The organism is Staphylococcus caprae (genome assembly GCF_003966625.1).
GTDB lineage: Bacteria > Bacillota > Bacilli > Staphylococcales > Staphylococcaceae > Staphylococcus > Staphylococcus caprae.
Genome location: NZ_AP018587.1, coordinates 663,344 through 684,224, shown reverse-complemented (window position 1 = coordinate 684,224; position 20,881 = coordinate 663,344). Strand labels below are relative to the sequence as shown.

Genomic DNA, 20,881 nt, shown 5'->3' with positions numbered 1-20,881 from the left:
GGCATCATAGTGACTGAAGCAAATCAAAATCCAAGTGATTTCAATTCACAATTTCGTAATCAAGAAATGCATCGCGGTAAAAAATATGGAAAGAAAAAACGTTCTTGGGTAAGTATCGTTATTCATATTATTGTATTAGTTTTAACTGCTATTACAGGATATAGTATGTTAAAACAACCTATTTTTAATATAGTCTTCGCTAATCAAAAGATTAATTTTCATGAAATACGAAATTTCCAAGATACTGTTACTAAAATTGGAAATTTAGATATTAATTTAGGTGACATGAATGATCTACAACATTCAATAGATAACCTTATTTTAGTTTTTAATATTTTCTTTGTTTTATGTCTCATTAGTATGTTTATAACTGTGATTACTATCATTCTTAATCGAACATTATTAAAAATTTTTAATATCATTATTTTAGCGGTAATGCTTTTTATTACTATGTATTTCAGTTATATCATTCATACAATTGCTCAAAATATTTCAGAGTCTCTTAAGAAATATTATTTAAGTGTTTCACCAGATCAAGTGATTACGGAAGCTGATGCAATTCATAATGGATTAATTCTACTTGCTTGTAGTATTGCGTTATTATTTATTAGTTTATTCTTCCGTAACCGTCTAGCTCGTATACGATAAATTGAAGGCCTATCAATCACTCTTAGTTGAGTCATCGATAGGCCTTTTTATTATGGTTCGCCTGCGCTTTTTGCGCATGCATAATAGTCTAGAAAATATTAAATATATCAGTCTCATTTAACATATTGGCAGTAGATGTCTGAATTGAGAGTGCACTTGAATCAAGCTTCTCTCAATCCTAGCCATCCTTGCCGGGGCGGGACAACGAAAATAATTTTGCTAAATTATATTTCTGTCCCGCTCCCAAAAAAGAATCGATAACGACGGAACGTTACCGATTCTTCAAAAATCGTGCCCCCACAACACAATTTTTTATCTCTTAATTAATATTTACTCTTGGTGAGCTGCTTTATCTTCGGCATTTGCTTTTTCAGCAGATGCTTGTGCTTTTTTCTTACTTTGTAAGAATAAGCTTAAGATTAAGGCAATGGCACTAATCACAGTTGCAATGATAAATGCATCATTAACACCTTCTACAGATGCAAGTTTATTAATATGTTCTAATAACACTTTTAATGCGCCTGATTCGCCACCATATTGTTGTGCTAATTCACGCATATGATCTTGAATGACAGGATTTGTTTTATCTAATTCATCGCCAAATGCTGCAACATGATTAGTTTGTTGAGTCGTCATTACAGTCACCAATATCGCTGTACCAATTGATCCAGCTAATTGTCTCATCGTATTAACAAAAGCATTACCATGAGAAATTAAACGGCCAGGTAATGCATTCATACCTGCTGTCATAATAGGCATCATGATAAATGCCATACCAAATGAACGTAATACATAGATACCCATAATATGAAGATAAGGTGTGTCCATGTTTAATTTACTTAGTTCCCAAGTTGCATAAGTCATAATACCAATCCCAAAGATGGCTAATGGTTTAATACCAATTGTATCTAATAACTTACCTGCAACAGGTCCTAAAGCACCCATAACTAAAGCACCAGGAAGCATAAGTAAACCTGAATCGAGTGCTGAGAAACCTCTTAAATTTTGTAAATATAATGGAAGTAAAATCATACCACCATATAAACTCATCATAACAATCATATTGATAACTGTTGTAAGTGTATATGTTGGATATTTTAATACTTCAAGGTTTAACATTGGTGCCTTCATTCTTAACTCTCTAATAACGAATAAGATAATGAAGATTGTACCAATAATAAACATTGTCACGATTTCAGTTGAACCCCAACCTTTATTACCAGCTTCAGAGAAACCGTATAATAAAGCACCGAAACCGATTGTACTATATATAATACCAGGAATATCAGCTTTTGGATTTGTCGTACGTTGGTAAAGTTTAAACCAGAACATACCAATTACAATTGCGACTAATCCGATAAAGAACATACCATAGAACATAATGTTCCAATGATAATTTTGAACGATATAACCTGATAAAGTAGGTCCAATAGCTGGAGCTAGAATCATTGCGATACCCATTGTCCCCATTGCGACACCACGTTTTTCAGGTGGGAAAATCGTTACAATAACGTTAGAACCTAATGGCATTAAGATACCTGCGCCAATCGCTTGTAGTACACGACCACCCATCATAATTGGGAAGTTAAATGAAATCGCACAGATAAGTGAACCAATTGTAAATAATGCTAAACCTACAATAAATAATTTTCTATAAGAATATTTATTAAATAAGAATGCACTGATTGGAATCAAAATACCATTCACTAACATGAATCCTGTCATCAACCATTGTCCAGTTGAAGCAGAAATATTAAATTCCGTATTAATTTTAGGCAAAGCAACGTTTAATAATGTTTGGTTCAAAATCGCAATGAACATACCAAATAACATTGCTGCTAAAATTTTACCTCTTGAAATACCTTTACCGAAAATGAAGTTAGATTCTTGTTTTTTAATCTTTTCATTGACTCTACCCTCTTCTGAGTTAGGGTCAATTGGATTTAAAACTTCATCTGATTCTTCATTAGGTTGTTCAGTATTATCTTTTTGATGATCTTGTTTCTCATCATTCGCTTGATCTTCGTGTTGATCTGAGCGACGTAGAGAACCAGGATATGCATCATATTTGCTATTTGCATTAGTAGCTTTAGAAGATGTTTGATCTCCCTCATTAGTAGTTTCGAAGTGATGTTTTCTTTTATCATCTTCGATATTATCAGAATGATTTCTGATTTGACTTGAAGCATTGTTAGACTCAGATTGTTTATCTAGATCACTTGCTTTAAATTTAGATTGATAACTTTGATTCTCAGAATCCTTAGTCGAACGTTGTTCCACTTTTTGATCTTTAGCTTTTTTTCTTGATTTTGAAAAAAGTACGTTAATTAGACCAATAAGTATGAGCGCTATAACAATATAAACAATAATGAAGGTCGTTGTCATGAAATGACCCCCTTAATTTTTATGGATTTTAACTTCAGCGTTCATACCTGGAACAACATTTTTAGATGGTTCAGAATCTAGAGAAATTTTAACTGGTACGACTTGTGACACTTTAGTGTAGTTACCGTCACTGTTAGATGAAGGCATTAATGAGAAACTAGCTGCAGTTGCTTTTCCAACTTGTTCTACTTTACCTTTAATAGAAGCTTTTTGACCATCGATATCGATGTCTACATCGTTTCCTTTTTCTACATCAGAAATGTCTTTTTCATCAACGTTTGCAGTAATGTATAAATCATCTAAATTATATGCGTAAGCGATTGGGTTACCAGCTTGAGCCATTGAACCTTCCATGCCGTCAGTTTTAACGATTGTACCGTTTTGAGGCATTTTGATGCTCATATCTTTAGATTGACCACCTTCGCCTTGAGCTGAAACTTCAGCTACTTTATCACCTTTATCAAGTTTATCTCCTTGTTTCACATCTAGAGATTTAATTTCTCCTGAAGCTGGGCTAGAGATTTTGATTTGATCTCCGTCTACTTTTGCATTGTCTGTAGTTACATAGCTTGTTGCATTATTCCAGAACCAGAAACCTAGAACACCTATTACTACAAGAACAATGATAGTAATGACATTCACTAATACCATTTTCTTCATGAATATATCCTCCTATTTGCTTTTAAAATTCACTTTATCTATTATAGAGATGTGTCACTAAAAAAAACACCAACATTTTTCACAATTGTGTTGGTTAGCATTTTATATAAAAATATTATTCAGATTGATCAGGTGAAACAATGAAACAACGTGCGAAATATAAAATAATAAAAAGCCTTATTGAATTGATTGAAGAATACCCTTTTGAGGAAATCACAATCAAAATGATATGTGCTTATAGTGGTGTAAATCGTTCGACATTTTATGATCATTTTCAAGATAAATATCATTTATTAGAGAAAATTCAAAACTATCATTTAAATAAATATAAGGCTATATTGAATTCATTTTATAAAGATTTTCATAATATCAAGCAAGATCAAAAGAAATTATATAAATTTTTCTTACTCGTTGCGCGATATATTAAGCGTAAGGAAGCATTTTATAAAGCAACTCTCATTATTCATCCTAATAAGGAAATTGCGCTTGATTATATTAATGAGACAAAGCGATGCTATGAAAAAGTAATGGATAGATATGAAACAACCATTCAGAATAAGCGTATGTTTGTGATTTATTCTGTTGGTGGTCAAGCTGGCATACTTTTTGATTGGTTACGTCATGGTTGCAAAGAATCACCTGAAGACGTCGCTAGCGTCTTACTCGCAAATACAATTAAACTACAACGATAAAATAATAAAAGCTAAACTTAAAATGAAATTCCCCTCTTCAAAGTACGACTTTCTAACAAGCACTTTGAAGAAGGAAATCAACATCATTGATTAGGTTTAGCTTTTTTAAATACTTTCATATTTACTAACTGTAAAATGATTAATATAATCGCTGTAATGACGATAATCATGATATACGGAGTAGGATCATTTTCACCTTTAATACCAACTAAAGGAGACATTAAACCACCAAGGAGCGTTTGAAATAATCCTAATAAACTAGATGAACTCCCTTTACCACTCTTACTTTCATCCATCGCAATTGAGAAGCCTAGTGTGGCAACACCCGTGACAGGTGCAACGAGTATAATAAAACCGATGGCTAATAACCAGAAATTCAAATGATTGATCAATATCAGCGAAACAAGTATCACACCTATAATTTGAATGGCCGTCATAATTCTAAGTAGTTGTTGACTATCCATATAATCTACTAACTTACCTGTCAGTTGACTTGAGATAATCAATGTTATGCCAATAAACGCGAACATGATGCTAAATTGGAATGGAGATAAACCATAAATCTTCTGTACGATAAATGGAGATGCTGAAATATAAGTAAATAATAATATAAATGACACGCCCTGTATCAACATAGGTAGAACAAATCGTGGCGTGGCAAATAAATCTTTGAAATTTTTAAACATTGTTCCAATATTGCTATTGGCGCGGTGTTCATTTTCAAGTGATTCTGGAACTTTAAATAAAGTACCTACGAACATGAGTAATCCAAATACAGTCAAAATGATAAAAACCATACGCCAAGTGGCAAAACTTAAGATTACCCCACCGAGTGCTGGCGCAATCACAGGCGCAACACCATTTACAAGCATTAGTAAGGATAAAAATTTAGTTAAATCATTGCCAGAATACATATCACTTGCAATGGCTCTTGATATCACTGCTCCTGCGCCACCTGTTAATCCTTGAATCAGTCTTAGTGCAATCATAATCCAAATATTCGTAACGAAAATAATACCTAAACTCGCTAACGTAAATATTATCATTGCTATGAGGAGTGGCTTCTTACGTCCTGAAGCGTCTGAAATTGGACCTGCAAATAAGTTACCGAATGCTAAACCGACCATAAAGAGTGAAATCGTTAATTGTGCATTCGATGCTGTTGTATCAAAATCATTTTTAATATTAGGCAAACCTGGTAAAAACATATCAATCGATAAGGGTCCTATTGCAGTGAGTGCCCCTAAAATGACAATAAATAGTATAGATTTATGATACGTTGAGCGAGAATTTTCCAATATTAACTCCCCTTTTTATTTTTTAAAGCGAACCTACATTTACTATTTCATAAACGTGTTCCGATAATTACTAATATTACTAAATGGTAGCAATAAAGCCAAATGCATTTTTGCATTTGGCTCAGATTAGACCGCAGACGAAAGCGCTCACTCATCGTCGTCTGCTTTTGTAAGTTGCATGTTGCTGTTATCAGAATCTATTTCTAATTCATAATCTTTATTAACGTAATTTCCTGTTAAATCAATTTGTTGGATTGTGGTTTTAATCTTATCTCCACTTCTACTTGCACTCAGCACTTGAGGAGAAATCATTGATACTTTTGTTTGTGTCAGAAAATTATTTTTCATTTGTTTATAAATAGAAGAGTTTTTCTTGTAATAACTTGAAATAAAATCAAAATCATTGATGTCGAAAGCTGTATTAATTGCTGTTGAATAGCCGGTAAAGAACTGAGTTAATTTATTTTTAAGACTATTTTCCTCTTTTTCTTTCTTCTCAACATAGCTGCTAATTTTATCACTTTCAAATTCTAATGTCACTTTGGTATTATCTTTTAAGTCATCAGCACTGATTGTTTTAGTTTCAGACTTAAATGTACGTCCTTTGGCTTTACCAGTCGCTGAAATCGTAATATCTTTCGTTTTAGGATATGGTCCATATTCTTTTGAGTTTGAATATGACATTTCTCGATCATTAATTTTAACTTTTTCAGAGCTATCACTTAATTTGCTCGCGCCTTTTAATTTAATATTTAAATACGCTTGATCAAAGTCTTCGGATGCTTCAACTGTCTCAGAACTACTATCTCTAAAATCGAAGTTCAAATTACCATTAAACGTTCCATTCTGTGTGGTTTTCTTAGCTGGCAATTCATAATTACCTGGAATGAAATTACCAAGGGGTGTATTTTTGTGAGCGTCTGCGATGACTGTTTTACTTTTACCGCCTGCTTTGAATTCATACTTAGTTTTTTCTTTTGGTTTAATTATCGGTTGTTTTGTTGGAGCCGTAAAACTCATATTATCGAAGAATAAATATCTCGTTCCATTTTTACTTATTCTTAGAACATCTTGTCCGCTTCTTGTTTGAATATAAGAAGCGACACTAGAATTATTTTTATTTAATTTACTGACGGTCTCTTTGATATCACTCTTAAAGCTTTTCATGCCGACTTCACTTTTAATATATTTAATATATTCTTTCGCTTCATCCGGATCCACTTTATTATCTTTTGTACTTAACACTGTTGCAACCTTTTGCGTATCATTATTATCAACCGCATTAACTAGAATCTTAGTTTGCGCTTCTGGAGAATTAAAATTCTTTAAAAGGAAGAATAAAATGACAATAAGTATCAAAATAAAAAAGATAATTCCTAGTGGAACAATTCTACGTAATTTAAGGTTCGTAGCGTTATCATTGAATGAATGAGATGATGTTTGTTTAGCTTTATTATTTTTTGGTAGCGATTGCCCACATTTAGGACACTGATTATTATCATCACTGACTGTCTGGCCACAGTTTGGGCATTGTTTCATTCTATCACCTCTATTTCTAACACTACATTCAATTCACATTCATATTATATAATTATTTTATCTACCCGTTTTATTTTACAGAGGTTAGATTAAAAATACAATTCTCATTATATGTAGTTTTCATTGTATTTTAATTAAAAGAAAGTTACATACTTATTTAAATTATATAAACAGTTCATCATCAAATAAATACTTATTTAGTCTTATCTCTTAACGATTATCTACACATACATCATTATATTCCTACGAGTGATTCTATGTATAGTCTAAATCTTCGAATAAATTAAAATTTAGAATTGAAAGATTTGATTCGATGATCAATAATCTCAAGTACTTGTCGTACCTTTTCAATTTCTTCAGTTGAAAAGTCGCTCGTCATATCGTTAGCAATACTGCTCGTGATTGCTTTTCTTTTGGCGATATATTCTTTACCTTTTTCAGAAAGATTAACAATTTTTAAACGTTGGTCGATATTAGCATCAGATTTTTCTAATTTAACTAGGTCAGCATCTAATAATTTTTTAACTCTTCTACTTACTGCCGCTTTATTTACACCTTGTTTTTCAGTAATTTGACTCACTGTTAAAGACTCATTTTTCAACATACTAAGCACATTCGATTGTTCTAATGAAATGCCATACTCATTTTGTAAATCTTTAAGTAACTTAGCCGTCAATGTATTTACATCATTAATAAATTTCTCTAAAAATACAATATGATCTTCTATTCTTCTAACCATGTAGAATCTCCTATATTATTTTATCTATTTCTATAAAAAAATTATTTTTCATACTTTTAAATAATAGCAAGAATACTGGATAATTGAAACCTCAAATTCTCTGAGCAATACTTTATCTTTAAGATTGCTAATTATGATTGGTTAGTCTACATTTATAAGTACAATATAAAAAGAGGAACATCAATCATGATTTCAATCATTTTAACCATCATCGCATTTATTCTCATTGTATCTTTGTACTTTGACCAACCTTTAACACTTAATTTATTGAGCTTTATTTCAACAGTTATTTTAGGTTTCATCATCGTGACGTATCATTTAATCACTTTAACACTGCCCTATGATTTATCCATTATAATGATTATTGCTTCTATACTCATTATAATGAAACATCGTCATTTATTTAACTTTAGTCGTGGTCGTCATTTTCTAAAAAATATGTGTATTAACGCCTATCAACTTGCTTTATTTTTAATAGCTTGTTTCTATATCAGTACAGTTTCAATCCCAGTTATCAATGGACTGGCGTTATGGCTGAGTGCAATTGCTTTTAGCACGTTTTTTGCATTTATATGTTATGTATCTTGGTCCTCTGCCTTTGGGAGTCATTCATTTCATAAAAATGTAGATTTGATTATGGTGCTTGGCGCTGGTATCTTCACAGAGCAAGTTACACCTATGTTAGCTGAACGGTTAAACCGCGCAATAAATGTTTATCATTCACAAGCAAAGCCTGTTTATTTCTTAGTAAGTGGCGGGCAAGGTCTTGACGAACCGATTACTGAAGCTTTAGCAATGAAACGTTATTTAATAGCAAAAGGTATACCTGAAGATATAATCTTAATGGAGAATCAATCCACGAATACGTATACAAACTTCTTATATTCTAAACCAATTATTGAAACGCATTTCAAACGTCAGTCGCAACTTCTTTGTGTAACAAGTCAATTTCACATTTTAAGATCGTTACGACTCGCTGAAAAGTTAGGTTTAAAATTTGAGGGTATTGGCAGTCATACACCGTACCACTTTTTCAGTAGAGCATTAATCAAAGATTTCTTAGGTGTTATGTATCAATATCGCTTATTACTAACCATTTATTTTGCAATCACTTTTTGGATTAGCATTCTCAGTTTAATTCTAAATTAAAAAGCAAGAGAACCTAATGATGTATGGTTTGCGACATCAACTGTTCTCTTGCTTCATTTTTATTGTTTTATAATTTGTCCATCATATAATTCTATGACGCGATCTGCGTATTCGAATAAACTTGTATCATGAGTAATCATAATTCCAATCTTATTGTGTGCTTTAATTTGTTGACTTATCATTGATACTACTTCTTTAGCTCGTTTGGCATCTAAACTTGCTGTAGGTTCATCTGCTAGAATGATTTTAGGTTGATTCATAAATGCGCGAGTAATTGCCACACGCTGCTTTTCCCCACCAGATAACATATGCGGATAACTGTGAAGTCGATGCGCCAATCCTATATTATTAAGTAATTGTGTTGCTCTAGACTTAGCACTTTTCTTAGGCATTCCCGCTTCTTTACCTACAATAAGTAACTGTTCTTCTACTGTCAGATAAGGAATCAAGTGTGAGGATTGAAATATAAACCCTATATCATTCAGTCTAAATTGCGAATTGTCCTTACCGTTAATGAATAACTGTTTCTCATCATATAATACATCTCCAGAGGTTTGAGACAGTAAACCACCTAATATTGTTAATAATGTCGTTTTACCTGAGCCGGAAGCGCCATTAAGGATGACAAACTCCCCTTTATTAATTTCAAAGTTAATGCCTTTAAGTACTTGAGTTGCTGAATCATTTTCCCCAAAAGTTTTAACGATATTGTCTACGATTAAAGTCATTATTCATTACCCCCAATAGCTTCAATTGGATCAATCTTTAATAATTTAATAAATGACAGTGATGCACCGATTAAACCTACGATTAGAAATATCACTACCACTGAAAGCAGGTTACCTATACTTAGATGAAATGGCATAGTCACCGGCATAATTTGATTTATCATCATGATTAAAATCTCTGATAAGGCTACGCCAATAAACGTAATTAAAGAAATTTGTAAAATCAGTGAGATTAACAAATGTGGTGTTGAGATACCTATAGCTTTGAGCACTCCAATTTCAGATGTTTTTTGAATGGTCATGACATAAAAGAATGCACTTAAAACAATTGCAGTAATCACATATAAACTATAAATCATCATTTTTAATGGACTTTGCTCAGCCTTATAACTCGCAATATGGTCTGTTAAATCTTGGGTGTTGACGATTTGAGTGCCTTGAATGGATTGAATTTGTTTTTTCTGTACTTTGCTGAGTTGATTTGTTGAATAAAATGATGCTACGGCTTTACTTTCATTTTGAAAAACAGATTGGTTCAATATTACAACATTACTATGTGCATACATTGCATCATTTAAAATGCCTACGATTTTGTAACTCTGATCACTATTTTTAAATTTAACTGTACTTCCTTCTTTAAGACCTTCTGCGAGAAGCTTCTTATTGACTACAATTTCATTTTTATGTTGCGGATATCTACCTGAAGTTAATTTCCAGTCACTGTCTTTAGTACGATTTAATGCGACCACATTTTCTTCATTTTCATTAATATTTAATGTCTTCTGTATCATATTGACTGGTTTTGCTTTAACTACCTTATCGATTTGTCGTTGTTGGTCCTCTGACAATGCAGACTTTTCAATTTGTGGTTCTTTCATTTTCTGAATGATAAATTGATTCCCTTTAAACTGTTCAAATATAGAAATATTTTCTCTAGCTAATCCTTGAGCTAAACCACTAATGAATAGAACCATGATTGCCATTAAAAACACAATCAGCATGATTAGTATAAATCTGAATTTATAAAATTTTATTTCCTTCCATGCCAAATTCATGTATCGTCACTCCTTTATCTTTATAGTTAAAGATTCTAAGCAGTGAATGTGAACTGAATATGAACTAAGATCGATGTGTTAAAGTTAAATTTGAAATAGTATAATGATAGAAAAACTTAGGAGCGGACATACTATGGTTAATTGTTTAATCGTTGATGACGATCGTAAAATCTTGGATTATGTAGCAACCCACCTCATCAATGAGCATATTCGCACACATACATTTTTAAGTGGCGAAACGGCACTTCATTTTCTAGAAAAAGAGAATGTAGATATCGCGATTGTCGATATTATGATGAAGGGCATGGATGGTTTCGAATTATGTCAAAAACTGAAAGAAGATTATGAATTACCTGTTATCATGTTAACAGCAAGAGATGCGCTAAGTGATAAAGAACGTGCTTTCTTAAGTGGTACTGACGATTATGTGACTAAACCGTTTGAAGTTAAAGAATTGTTATTCAGAATCAAAGCAGTATTACGAAGATACCAAATCAATGCTGAAAGCGAACTGAAACTTGGCAATTTGACACTCAACCAGTCTTACATGGAACTTAGCGTCGATTCGAAAACAGTGAATCTGCCTAATAAGGAATTTCAATTGATATTCTTATTAGTATCAAATCCTAAACATATATTTACTCGAGATGACATTATTGAGAAAATTTGGGGCTTTGATTATGAAGGTGATGATCGAACTGTCGATGTACATATTAAAAGGCTGCGCAAAAGATTAATGCAATTAGAGGCTTCAGTATCCATCCATACTGTGCGCGGACAAGGATATATGGTGAGTCAAAATGTTTAAAACACTCTATTCCAGAATAGCTATATATACGATTACTGTTATACTTTTTAGCGCTTTAGTTAGCTTTTTACTTACGAATGTTTATTATCACTTTAATTTGAAGTCCTCTAACGATGCTAAAATTATGCACACCTTAAAGCAAGCGCGAGAGTATGAAACAACACAAAATAGTAAGCAATTGACGTCCTATTTTAAACATTTAGGTGATATGAATTACCAAATTCTTACCGTGGACGCGCATCAATCGAAGCACTTTTACGGAGAAGCTTTTCGAAAGGATTCATTATCAAATCACGCTATACAATCCGTCTTGAACGGCAAAGATTATCATGGTATTAAGAATAAACCTTTCGAACTATTCGTAACTGGATTCTTCGACAACGAAACAGACAATACAGTGGGCGTGCGTTTTCATACTCAGCATGGACCATTAGCCGTATTTATGCGCCCTGATATCGGAGAAACATTCAGCGAATTTAGAATATTTTTAGCAGTTTTACTTTCATTATTACTGGTCATTTCAATTTCATTAGTTATTGCGTCTACGTATTCTATTATTAAGCCTGTTTCTGCTTTGAAAAATGCGACCAACAGACTCATGCATGGTGATTTCCAAACGCCAATCAAACAAACGAGACAAGATGAAATTGGAACTTTACAATTGATATTTGATCATATGAGACAAAGTCTAGGACAAGTTGACCAAATGCGACAGCACTTTGTACAAAATGTCTCTCATGAAATCAAAACACCATTAACACATATGCAAAGATTACTTACTCAGTTACAGTTTTCCAAAAATAAAGAGGAACGCACATCTTATATTAATGAATTATTTAGTATCACATCACAAGTGAGCGAGTTAACAAAAGAATTACTGTTACTATCAGAATTAGACAATGCTGCTCATTTAACATTTAACGATCATATACACTTAAATGCATTAATTAAAGATATCGTAAGACATGAACACTATCGTTCAGAAAATAAAGATTTAGTTATCATGACTGAGTTGGAAGATGTGTATTTCCTAGGAAATGATCGTTTGATACATCAAGCGTTCAGCAATTTAATTATCAATGCGATTAAATATTCACCACAACAAGGTATGATTCAAATGCGTTTATTTAAAGAAGCATCCAATATCATTTTTACAATTGAAAATGAAGGTACCATTTCAAATCAAGATAAGGCTCACATTTTCGAGAGATTTTATAAAACAAGTACTGATAACACGAGTAACGGTTTAGGTTTAGCTATCACTCAATCAATTATTGAATTACATGGAGGACATATCTTCTTACATTCAAACGATTCTACAATATTCTCCATTCAATTGAATATGTAAATAAAAAGAGAGCTGAGACATAATTCCCAAAAATAATAGCAGTAAGAGGATTTCAATTGGAATCTTCTTACTGCTACTTTTATATCAAATACTACGTATTAACATTTAATTTTATATGCCTACACTCTATTAACCTATTAGCGGAAAGTGTTTGAATTGAAAGTACACTGATACCGAGCTTCTCTCAATCCCTCTTCGTTTAAAATTTATTTCACATTTAAATATTTTTTAATTTCTTTATTAACTGCACGGTAAACATCTTCATGTTCAGAAAGTTTCAAACCAAATGATGGTACCATTTCTTTAATTTTAGATTCCCAACCACTAAATTCAGATTTATAACAACGTTGTAATACATCAAACATAATATCTACTGAAGTCGAAGCGCCTGGAGAAGCACCTAATAATGCTGCTAGCGTACCGTCTTCAGAAGTAATCACTTCTGTACCAAATTGTAGATTACCTTTCGATTTATCAGTGTCTTTAATGACTTGAACACGTTGACCGGCCGTGATAACTTCCCAATCTTCATCTTTCGCTTCAGGAAGGAATACTCGTAAATCATCGACACGCTCTTCGTTAGATAACATCAATTGTGATACAAGATATTTAGTTAGGTTAAATTCTTTCACACCTGCACTTAACATCGTTACAATGTTATTCGGTTTTACAGATTTAATTAAATCTAGGTATGAACCTGTTTTTAAGAATTTAGGTGAAAAGCCTGCGAATGGTCCAAATAATAATGAACGCTCACCATTCACAAAGCGTGTATCTAAGTGAGGTACTGACATAGGCGGTGCACCTACTTCAGCTTTACCATATACTTTCGCATAATGTCGTTGAATCACATCAGGGTTCTTACATCTTAAGAATAAACCACTTACCGGGAAACCACCAATGTGTTTAGATTCTTTAATACCTGTTTTTTGTAATAATGGTAAACTTGCGCCACCTGCACCAATAAATACAAATTCAGTCTCATAGTGTGTGACTTGGCCAGATTTTAAATCTTTTACGACAACATGCCAATTGCCATTATCTTGTTTCTTAATATCTTGAACTTCGTGTTTATAATTAACTTCAACGTTTTTATCTTGTAAATTACTAATTAATTTCTTCGTTAATGCGCCGAAGTTCACATCCGTTCCTGTTTCATCGTAAGTAATAGCGATCGGTTCCTCAGATTGACGTCCTTCCATCATAAGCGGTACCCATTCTTTAATCTTTTCAGGATCTTCAGAGATTTCCATTTTTTCAAAAAGAACGTTCTTTTGTAGACTATCTACACGGCTTCTTAAGAAACGTACATTATTTTCACCTTTGACAAAACTCATATGTGGCACAGATTGTATGAAGTTTCCTGGACTTTCTAATTGACCAGTACGTACTAAATGCGCCCAAAACTGTTTAGACACTTGGAATTGTTCATTAATTTGAATCGCTTTTGTAATATCAACTGAGCCATCTTTACCTTCTTTAGTATAGTTCAATTCACATAATGCTGAATGCCCTGTTCCTGCATTATTCCAAACATTTGAACTTTCCTCTCCTGGTTGTTCTAATCTCTCAAATAATTTAATTTCTCTCTCAGGTGATAATTCTTTAAGTAATGTTCCTAACGTTGCACTCATAATACCGCCACCAATTAAGATGACATCTGTTTTGCTATGTTGTGTACTCATAACAAATACAGTCCCCCTTTTCAATGAATAAATGGAACGATTGACTCTAATGGATTTGTTTTAACATAGATTTTCTTATTAAAATTAAAGCGCTTTCTAAATCTATAAAAAAAATATATCCCAAGAGTTATTTAAGAAGTCTATATACCTTCTCATCATAACCATTGATTAGACTACTTTAATTATATACATAAATTGTATTTCACAAAAGGATAAAAAGTCAGATATACATAAATAATTAAACTTGTAGTCTTAAATTTTAACCACTTGACCATTTTAACATATTACCTGAGAAAGCAAGTCTAATGTTATAATTATTTATAATAACAAAGAAACAATGAGGTGTTTAAATTCATGAAGTCGTTCACGTTGTTCATGCATAACATTTATGCAATGGGTGGAACGGTAAAGTCTGTAACACAACTTGCGAATACATTGGCACAAAAAGGACATCCTGTTACTATCATTTCAGTATTTAGAGGTGCTGAAACGCCCTATTTCCAACTGCATAAAGATATTAAGATTAAAGTACTTGTTGACTATCGTTTTAAGCCTAAAAATTTAAAGGCGATTGTTGCGAACCGCGTTAAAACATACACGCCATTCTTAAAGACGAAACATATTTCTCAACACGAACCGGGACTCAATCAATTTTCAAGTTATGTAGAAAAGAAAATAATTAAAGCTATCAAAAACGTTTCTACCGATGTGTTAGTAGGAACACGCGCAAGCTTCAACATACTTATTTCTAAATATGCTAAAACTGAAGTCTCAACCATTGGTATGGAACATATGAATTTCGAAGCCCACCCTGAACAATATCAAAGAGAAATCATAGCAGCGTATCGCAATCTAAATAAGATTACAACGTTAACAGAAGCAGATCGCAAAAGATATCAATCTCAAATCAAGACGCCTGTCTACGTCGTTCCAAATATGATTACTGAGAAAAAGATTGCAGCGCCAAAGAAAAATATCATTGTAGCTGCTGGACGTCTTGAATATGAAAAGGGATTTGACTTACTTCTAGAAAGCGTCAGACTCATTCAAGATTATTTGAGAAGTTTAAATTACGAGGTTCATATTTATGGAGATGGTAAAGAAAAATTACAACTTCAAGAATTTATCAATCAGTATGATTTGGGGGATATTATACAACTCAATGAATCTACACAAGATTTAAATAGTAAATTAGCTCAAAGTAAAATTGTCGTTGTTCCTTCTCGCAATGAAGGTTTTGGAATGGTCATATTAGAAGCTATGGCTCAAGATAATATCGTTATCAGCTTTAAAGGGAATGTGGGACCAGATGCTATTATTAAAAATGGAAAGAATGGTTACCTTGTTGAGTATGAAAACGTCTCACAACTTGCGAAACAAATAGATTTAACCACGCATAACTACCATGAGCTTGAACACATCGTTCAAGGTGGCAGAGAAACTTTAGAATTATATCAACCTGATAAAGTATATGAAGACTTTATGTCGATGTTTAGATAATAAAGTAAACCGCTTCGGGCAATTAGCTTAGTTCATAACTGGCAAACGATATCTTGACATTAAATAGGCTCTAAGAGGAGTTCTTTGATTAGAATTCCTCTTAGAGCTCTTATTTTAGAATTGATATTTCGAAAGTGAGATAGAAATATCTTTCTAGTAAAATTAATTTCCTTGTACCAAATTCGGTGATAAGTGTATTTCATTTTTATAATAAAAGTGATAATACAAATGTCCAGAGACAGACGAAAATTAATAATCCAATGCTATAACGTAAAGTCATTTTTAATAATTCGGATTCCTTACCAACTTCTTTAACGGCAGCTGTGGCAATCGCAATAGATTGAGGTGAAATCAGTTTAGCTGCTACCCCGCCTACTGTATTAGAAGCAACAAGTAAAGAACCACTCGTTCCAATTTGTTGTGCAACCGACGCTTGGATAGGCGCAAATAGAGAGTTGTTATTTACTACAGATCCTGTCATAAATACCCCTATCCATCCAAGTATTGGAGATAAGATTGGGAAGACACTACCCGCTTTAGCAATACCTTGTCCCATTGCACTACTTAAGCCACCGTATGTCGTAATCTTAGAAATAGCTAGAATGAAACAGATCGTTAAGACTGGTAACCATAATTCTTTAAATGTTACGCCAAATAAACGTCCGGCATCTCCAAAGTTTACTTTCTTAGACATTAATATCGTAATGATAATTGTAAGTAAGATGGCTGTACCTGTCTGTCCAATAATATTAAGTGATAACACGATAGGTTTATGTGCAATTTCACTAAAGGTACCTGGCAAGTTAAAGTTAAATACTAAACTTGATAACTTCCCTTTTGGTAAGAATAATCCTTTAAATGATGGAGAACTCCAAATCATTACAATGACTGTTAATATGATGAATGGACTCCATGCGTATAATATATCTTTACCTTTATGATGTTGAACGGGTTCTGGTTCGACATCTTTTTGAATTCTGAAGATATTTTTCGGTTGGAATTTCTTAGAAAATAATGCTAAAGCTAACATAGATGCAAGTGGCGGTATAATATCAGCTAACTCAGGACCATTGAATACAGTTAAGAGTGCTTGCAATGCGGTATACGTAATTGAAACCACTAAGATAGAAGGTAATGTTTCTTTAATACCTTTAAAACCATCAATAATAAATATTAGTAAGAATGGAATAAAGAAGTTAATAAAGGCTAAAGTTAACGTAGATGTCTGAGATACACCCATCGCTGAAACATTTCCAGGTAAATGTAATGTGTCTACAACACCAACTGGAATACCAATGGCACCAAACGCACCTGAAGCAGCGTTCGCAACTAAACATAACATCGCTGCTTGTAATGGTCTAAATCCAAGTTGAGATAATAATAATGCACAAATGGCAATAGGTACCCCAAATCCTGCTGCTCCTTCTAAAAATGCATTAAATGAGAAACCAATCAGCAATAATTGAATACGTTGGTCTTGAGAAATACTTGTAATACTATCTTGAATCGTAGAAAACTGTCCTGATTCTAATGTGATTTTATAAAGTAGAACGGCCATCATAACGATATAACCAATCGGTATAATACCTTGGAAGAAACCTTCTACAACTGCCCCAGATGCAATACCAACTGGCAATTTGAAAAATGGAACGGCTATCATTAATGTCACGACAAGTGTCGTTATCGCGGCATAAATTCCTTTCATTTTAAAAACAGTAAGACATAGTAAGAATAGAACAATAGGTATCGCTGCGATTAAACTTGATAATATTAAATTATCAAATGGATTAAATGTTTGTACTAACATATTTTGACTCTTCTTTCCTAAAATTTTCTATAAAATTACTAGCTAGTCACATACTGAAAAAATTAAAAATGTGTTATCGATAACTAAAAATCATCTGTATGCTTTCACAATTTTGTGAAGTTTTTCACAATTAAAATATATCATCTTCCTTTTAAAAATTCAACAGACTTTTCACTCTTTATTCAGTTGCGTTGGAAAACGTTTCAACTTATCTTCACTCAAGATTTTGGAATTTCATATTTAATCATTTTTAAATTGTGAAATGATGAATCATAACGTCCCTCGTGTTAAAATAAATACATTAAAAAAGTTATGAGATAGAAGGAATTTGAATGATAAAACAAATTAATATTTCCCATATGGAAAAGTTAGAAGGACAATTAGAAAGAGCAATACATGAAGGTTACACACATTTTGTACCCTATTCAAACGAAATTCAAATTCATCAATCAATGTTGAAATCGATTGAGTTACCATCAACATCATTTGTGGTCGACTATACAATACATAATCAGTATCTTAATGATTGTAGATACTTTGGTAAATCGTATATTGAATTTGAAGATTGGGTACAAAATATTAATTTATATCCGAACGTCATTTATGAAATGAAATCTACTATTGCCTTATTACATAAATTTGAAGTTGAGACTATCTTCGATTTAGCATTATTCACCATTCTTAAAGGCCATGTCGCTGTAGATGGACATGTAGCATTAGATTTCAAAGATTCGCTTCGAACAAGTAAAGTATTTTGGAGAAGTTTTGATCGTAATCACTTGAGTTATAGGGACAAATTTTTCTTAAATAAAATTGCCTATGAACATCAACGCAGAATTCCGTTTACACGTGTACCTTTTAATGATCATGACAGCATTCGTTATTCTGATTCAGTATTGCTAAGCACTAAATTTAAAGCACCTAGATGGCTAGTCAATCCAATTAAAAATTACTCTCTAAGAAAGCATAGAGAAATTAGTTATCTTTATGACAAAGATGAATCTAAAACGAAAGACCATGTCATATTCTTAGGTTTTGATTATAATTACAGAGGAAACTCGAAGTATTTGTTTAATTATTTTGTTAAACATAACCCTACTGTTGAATCTTATTTTATAACAGAGGATAGAACGGGGCCTCATTTCTACTCTCCTAAGGATGAAAAGGCTAAAGAATTAATTGAAACTGCTAAAGTGGTTATTATCGAGAGCTACTTACCTGATGACATACGTCCTAACGGTAAAGTCATTCAATTATGGCATGGCACACCGATTAAGCGTCTCTTCTTAGATAGTAAAGAGCCACATCAAAACTTAAATATTTATAACTATCGTGCACGTAAATATAATAAATGGGTTCATCAAGATTATCTTGTCGTTGATTCAAAACCTGTTGTTACGTATTTTGAATCAGCTTTTCCAAGTCAGAAATTAGACATCTTGCCTGTAGGTTATCCAAGAGTCAACTATTTATTGAATAGAGCACAGGATCTATCATTACGAAAACGAATTATCAAAGGACTAAACTTAGATCCATCGAAACCTGTACTACTCTATGCACCTACCTGGAAAACGAATCCATCCGAAGAGGATATTTTACCTATTTCAGAGCAGTTACTCGCTAAATATAATGTCATATTTAAAGGACATGTTGAAAGTGAGGATATACACATACCCGAACAAGTCATTGTCCCTCCTGAAAGTGTGGAAACTCAAGACTTAATTATTGTATCTGATATCGTATTGACGGATTATTCTTCTATTATTTTCGATGCACTCACGATTAATAAAAAGGTATGTCTTTATACACCTCAGCATGCTGAATATGTTGAAGAACGTGGCGTGTATGAAGATGTACTTGAGAGCCTTAAACAAGTATGGTACACAGATGCAACATTACTCACAAATAATTTAATTTCTGATGAAGTACCTCATATCGACAGTAAATTGGTAAACAGACATAATCAATCATTAGAAGAACTGAGCCATTTAATTACCCAACAATTAAATTAAACATATTAATCTTAATTTAACAGCTATAGATGATATGTATACTTAAGACGAACGAATCCCTCAAAAAAGATTGTACTTCAATCTTTCTGAGGGATTATTTTTTTCAATATAGATTTGATTTTAACCTGCAATTGGTATGTTACTTCAATTTATATTATGGTTGATAATTTGGATCAATAAGTGTTGGCTCGCCTTGACGGTTAACAGTTACAATAGAATAATTATCCTTTTTAGATGAATCTTTAAAGCTAAATACATATCTAAAGCCATCTTCAGTTGCTTCTATTGAATAATCATTATACTTCTTAGTTGAATTACCAAACATATTCGCTTCTTTACGCGCGATATCAAGGGCTGTTTTGAAATTTGGTAACTGCTGTAATGCTTGCCCTTCATTACCTTTGAATGGTGAGAGACCTCTTGCTACCTGTGTCGCATCTTTACTTTGATATGGCGCTACATAATCTTTGTGATTACTATTATCCTTTCCTGTTTGTGAATGGTCACCATTATTCGCTTGATTACTGGATGATGCTTGATTATTGTCTCCATTATCGTTAGATTTTGAATTTTTATCATTTTGCTCTTGAGATTTTTGATGATTTTTAGACTTATCTTTTGAGTTACTGTCAGATTTTTTATCTTTATGTTCTGTTTTTGAGTTGTTGTCCTTCTTATCATTCTCATTATTTTCATTATGAGAACATGCTGCGAGTAATAAGGACAGTACAGTGATGCTTGCTAATAATCTTTTCATGTGAATCTCCTCCTGCTTTATATAAAAATCAAACGCTAGTTACTCTGATTTTATAGCTACTCACTTTCAAA

Annotated in this window: 17 protein-coding genes; 7 read left to right on the top strand and 10 right to left on the bottom strand. The window is 32.6% G+C overall.

Annotation, left to right across the window (positions count from 1 at the left end):
• Window positions 1–66: 66 nt before the first annotated feature.
• Window positions 67–648, top strand: coding sequence for a hypothetical protein (locus JMUB898_RS03050; RefSeq protein WP_241159061.1), 582 nt, complete (start codon window positions 67–69; stop codon window positions 646–648).
• Window positions 649–978: 330 nt separating this feature from the next.
• On the opposite strand, the gene JMUB898_RS03045 is transcribed toward JMUB898_RS03050, so the two are convergent.
• Both JMUB898_RS03045 and JMUB898_RS03040 read right to left on the bottom strand, forming a co-directional pair.
• Window positions 979–3,033 (bottom strand): DHA2 family efflux MFS transporter permease subunit, encoded by a 2,055-nt coding sequence (locus tag JMUB898_RS03045; protein ID WP_002443953.1) that lies wholly within the window; start codon window positions 3,031–3,033, stop codon window positions 979–981.
• A 12-nt stretch (window positions 3,034–3,045) separates the two neighbouring features.
• Window positions 3,046–3,693 carry an HlyD family secretion protein gene (locus JMUB898_RS03040; protein ID WP_002443955.1) on the bottom strand — a complete coding sequence of 216 codons (648 nt, stop codon included), beginning with the start codon at window positions 3,691–3,693 and terminating at the stop codon, window positions 3,046–3,048.
• A gap of 140 nt (window positions 3,694–3,833) precedes the next feature.
• Between JMUB898_RS03040 and JMUB898_RS03035 the strand changes: the two genes are divergently transcribed.
• On the top strand, window positions 3,834–4,385 hold the full coding sequence (locus tag JMUB898_RS03035; RefSeq protein ID WP_002443957.1) for a TetR/AcrR family transcriptional regulator: 552 nt from the start codon (window positions 3,834–3,836) through the stop codon (window positions 4,383–4,385).
• Between the two features lie 83 nt (window positions 4,386–4,468).
• Here the strand turns inward: JMUB898_RS03035 and JMUB898_RS03030 are convergent, their stop codons facing one another.
• From JMUB898_RS03030 to JMUB898_RS03020, 3 genes are all read right to left on the bottom strand, one after another.
• Window positions 4,469–5,683 (bottom strand): putative multidrug effflux MFS transporter TcaB, encoded by a 1,215-nt coding sequence (locus JMUB898_RS03030; protein ID WP_002443959.1) that lies wholly within the window; start codon window positions 5,681–5,683, stop codon window positions 4,469–4,471.
• A 147-nt stretch (window positions 5,684–5,830) separates the two neighbouring features.
• Window positions 5,831–7,222, bottom strand: coding sequence for a membrane-associated protein TcaA (locus JMUB898_RS03025; protein ID WP_002443961.1), 1,392 nt, complete (start codon window positions 7,220–7,222; stop codon window positions 5,831–5,833).
• Between the two features lie 283 nt (window positions 7,223–7,505).
• Window positions 7,506–7,961 (bottom strand): MarR family transcriptional regulator TcaR, encoded by a 456-nt coding sequence (locus JMUB898_RS03020; RefSeq protein ID WP_044466795.1) that lies wholly within the window; start codon window positions 7,959–7,961, stop codon window positions 7,506–7,508.
• A 186-nt stretch (window positions 7,962–8,147) separates the two neighbouring features.
• Between JMUB898_RS03020 and JMUB898_RS03015 the strand changes: the two genes are divergently transcribed.
• A complete protein-coding gene (locus JMUB898_RS03015) occupies window positions 8,148–9,110 on the top strand; it encodes a YdcF family protein (RefSeq protein WP_037541619.1) in 963 nt (320 codons plus the stop codon).
• Window positions 9,111–9,169: 59 nt separating this feature from the next.
• On the opposite strand, the gene JMUB898_RS03010 is transcribed toward JMUB898_RS03015, so the two are convergent.
• A complete protein-coding gene (locus JMUB898_RS03010; protein ID WP_002443968.1) occupies window positions 9,170–9,838 on the bottom strand; it encodes an ABC transporter ATP-binding protein in 669 nt (222 codons plus the stop codon).
• The gene (locus JMUB898_RS03005) at window positions 9,838–10,893 is read right to left on the bottom strand and encodes an ABC transporter permease (protein WP_002443970.1); all 1,056 of its coding nucleotides are present in this window, start codon (window positions 10,891–10,893) and stop codon (window positions 9,838–9,840) included. Before JMUB898_RS03005 ends, JMUB898_RS03010 begins: the two co-directional genes overlap by 1 nt.
• A 133-nt stretch (window positions 10,894–11,026) precedes the next feature.
• On the opposite strand from JMUB898_RS03005, the gene JMUB898_RS03000 reads away from it, so the two are divergent.
• Window positions 11,027–11,701: a response regulator transcription factor gene (locus JMUB898_RS03000; protein ID WP_037541621.1), complete on the top strand. Its 675-nt coding sequence runs from the start codon at window positions 11,027–11,029 to the stop codon at window positions 11,699–11,701.
• On the top strand, window positions 11,694–13,049 hold the full coding sequence (locus tag JMUB898_RS02995) for a HAMP domain-containing sensor histidine kinase (RefSeq protein ID WP_002443974.1): 1,356 nt from the start codon (window positions 11,694–11,696) through the stop codon (window positions 13,047–13,049). The genes JMUB898_RS03000 and JMUB898_RS02995 overlap by 8 nt, the downstream gene beginning before the upstream one ends.
• Before the next feature lie 206 nt (window positions 13,050–13,255).
• Here JMUB898_RS02995 and JMUB898_RS02990 read toward each other — a convergent pair whose 3' ends face one another.
• Window positions 13,256–14,734 carry a malate:quinone oxidoreductase gene (locus tag JMUB898_RS02990; RefSeq protein WP_002443977.1) on the bottom strand — a complete coding sequence of 493 codons (1,479 nt, stop codon included), beginning with the start codon at window positions 14,732–14,734 and terminating at the stop codon, window positions 13,256–13,258.
• A gap of 354 nt (window positions 14,735–15,088) precedes the next feature.
• Here JMUB898_RS02990 and JMUB898_RS02985 point away from each other — a divergent pair, with 354 nt between their 5' ends.
• The gene (locus JMUB898_RS02985; protein ID WP_037541623.1) at window positions 15,089–16,234 is read left to right on the top strand and encodes a glycosyltransferase family 4 protein; all 1,146 of its coding nucleotides are present in this window, start codon (window positions 15,089–15,091) and stop codon (window positions 16,232–16,234) included.
• A 205-nt stretch (window positions 16,235–16,439) separates the two neighbouring features.
• Here the strand turns inward: JMUB898_RS02985 and JMUB898_RS02980 are convergent, their stop codons facing one another.
• Window positions 16,440–18,041, bottom strand: a complete 1,602-nt coding sequence (locus JMUB898_RS02980) for an L-lactate permease (protein WP_002443980.1) — start codon at window positions 18,039–18,041, stop codon at window positions 16,440–16,442.
• Window positions 18,042–18,373: 332 nt separating this feature from the next.
• Between JMUB898_RS02980 and JMUB898_RS02975 the strand changes: the two genes are divergently transcribed.
• Complete coding sequence (locus JMUB898_RS02975) at window positions 18,374–20,053, top strand: CDP-glycerol glycerophosphotransferase family protein (RefSeq protein ID WP_002443981.1); 1,680 nt, start codon at window positions 18,374–18,376, stop codon at window positions 20,051–20,053.
• A gap of 154 nt (window positions 20,054–20,207) precedes the next feature.
• On the opposite strand, the gene JMUB898_RS02970 is transcribed toward JMUB898_RS02975, so the two are convergent.
• Window positions 20,208–20,810, bottom strand: a complete 603-nt coding sequence (locus JMUB898_RS02970) for a hypothetical protein (RefSeq protein WP_002443982.1) — start codon at window positions 20,808–20,810, stop codon at window positions 20,208–20,210.
• Between the last annotated feature and the right edge of the window lie 71 nt (window positions 20,811–20,881).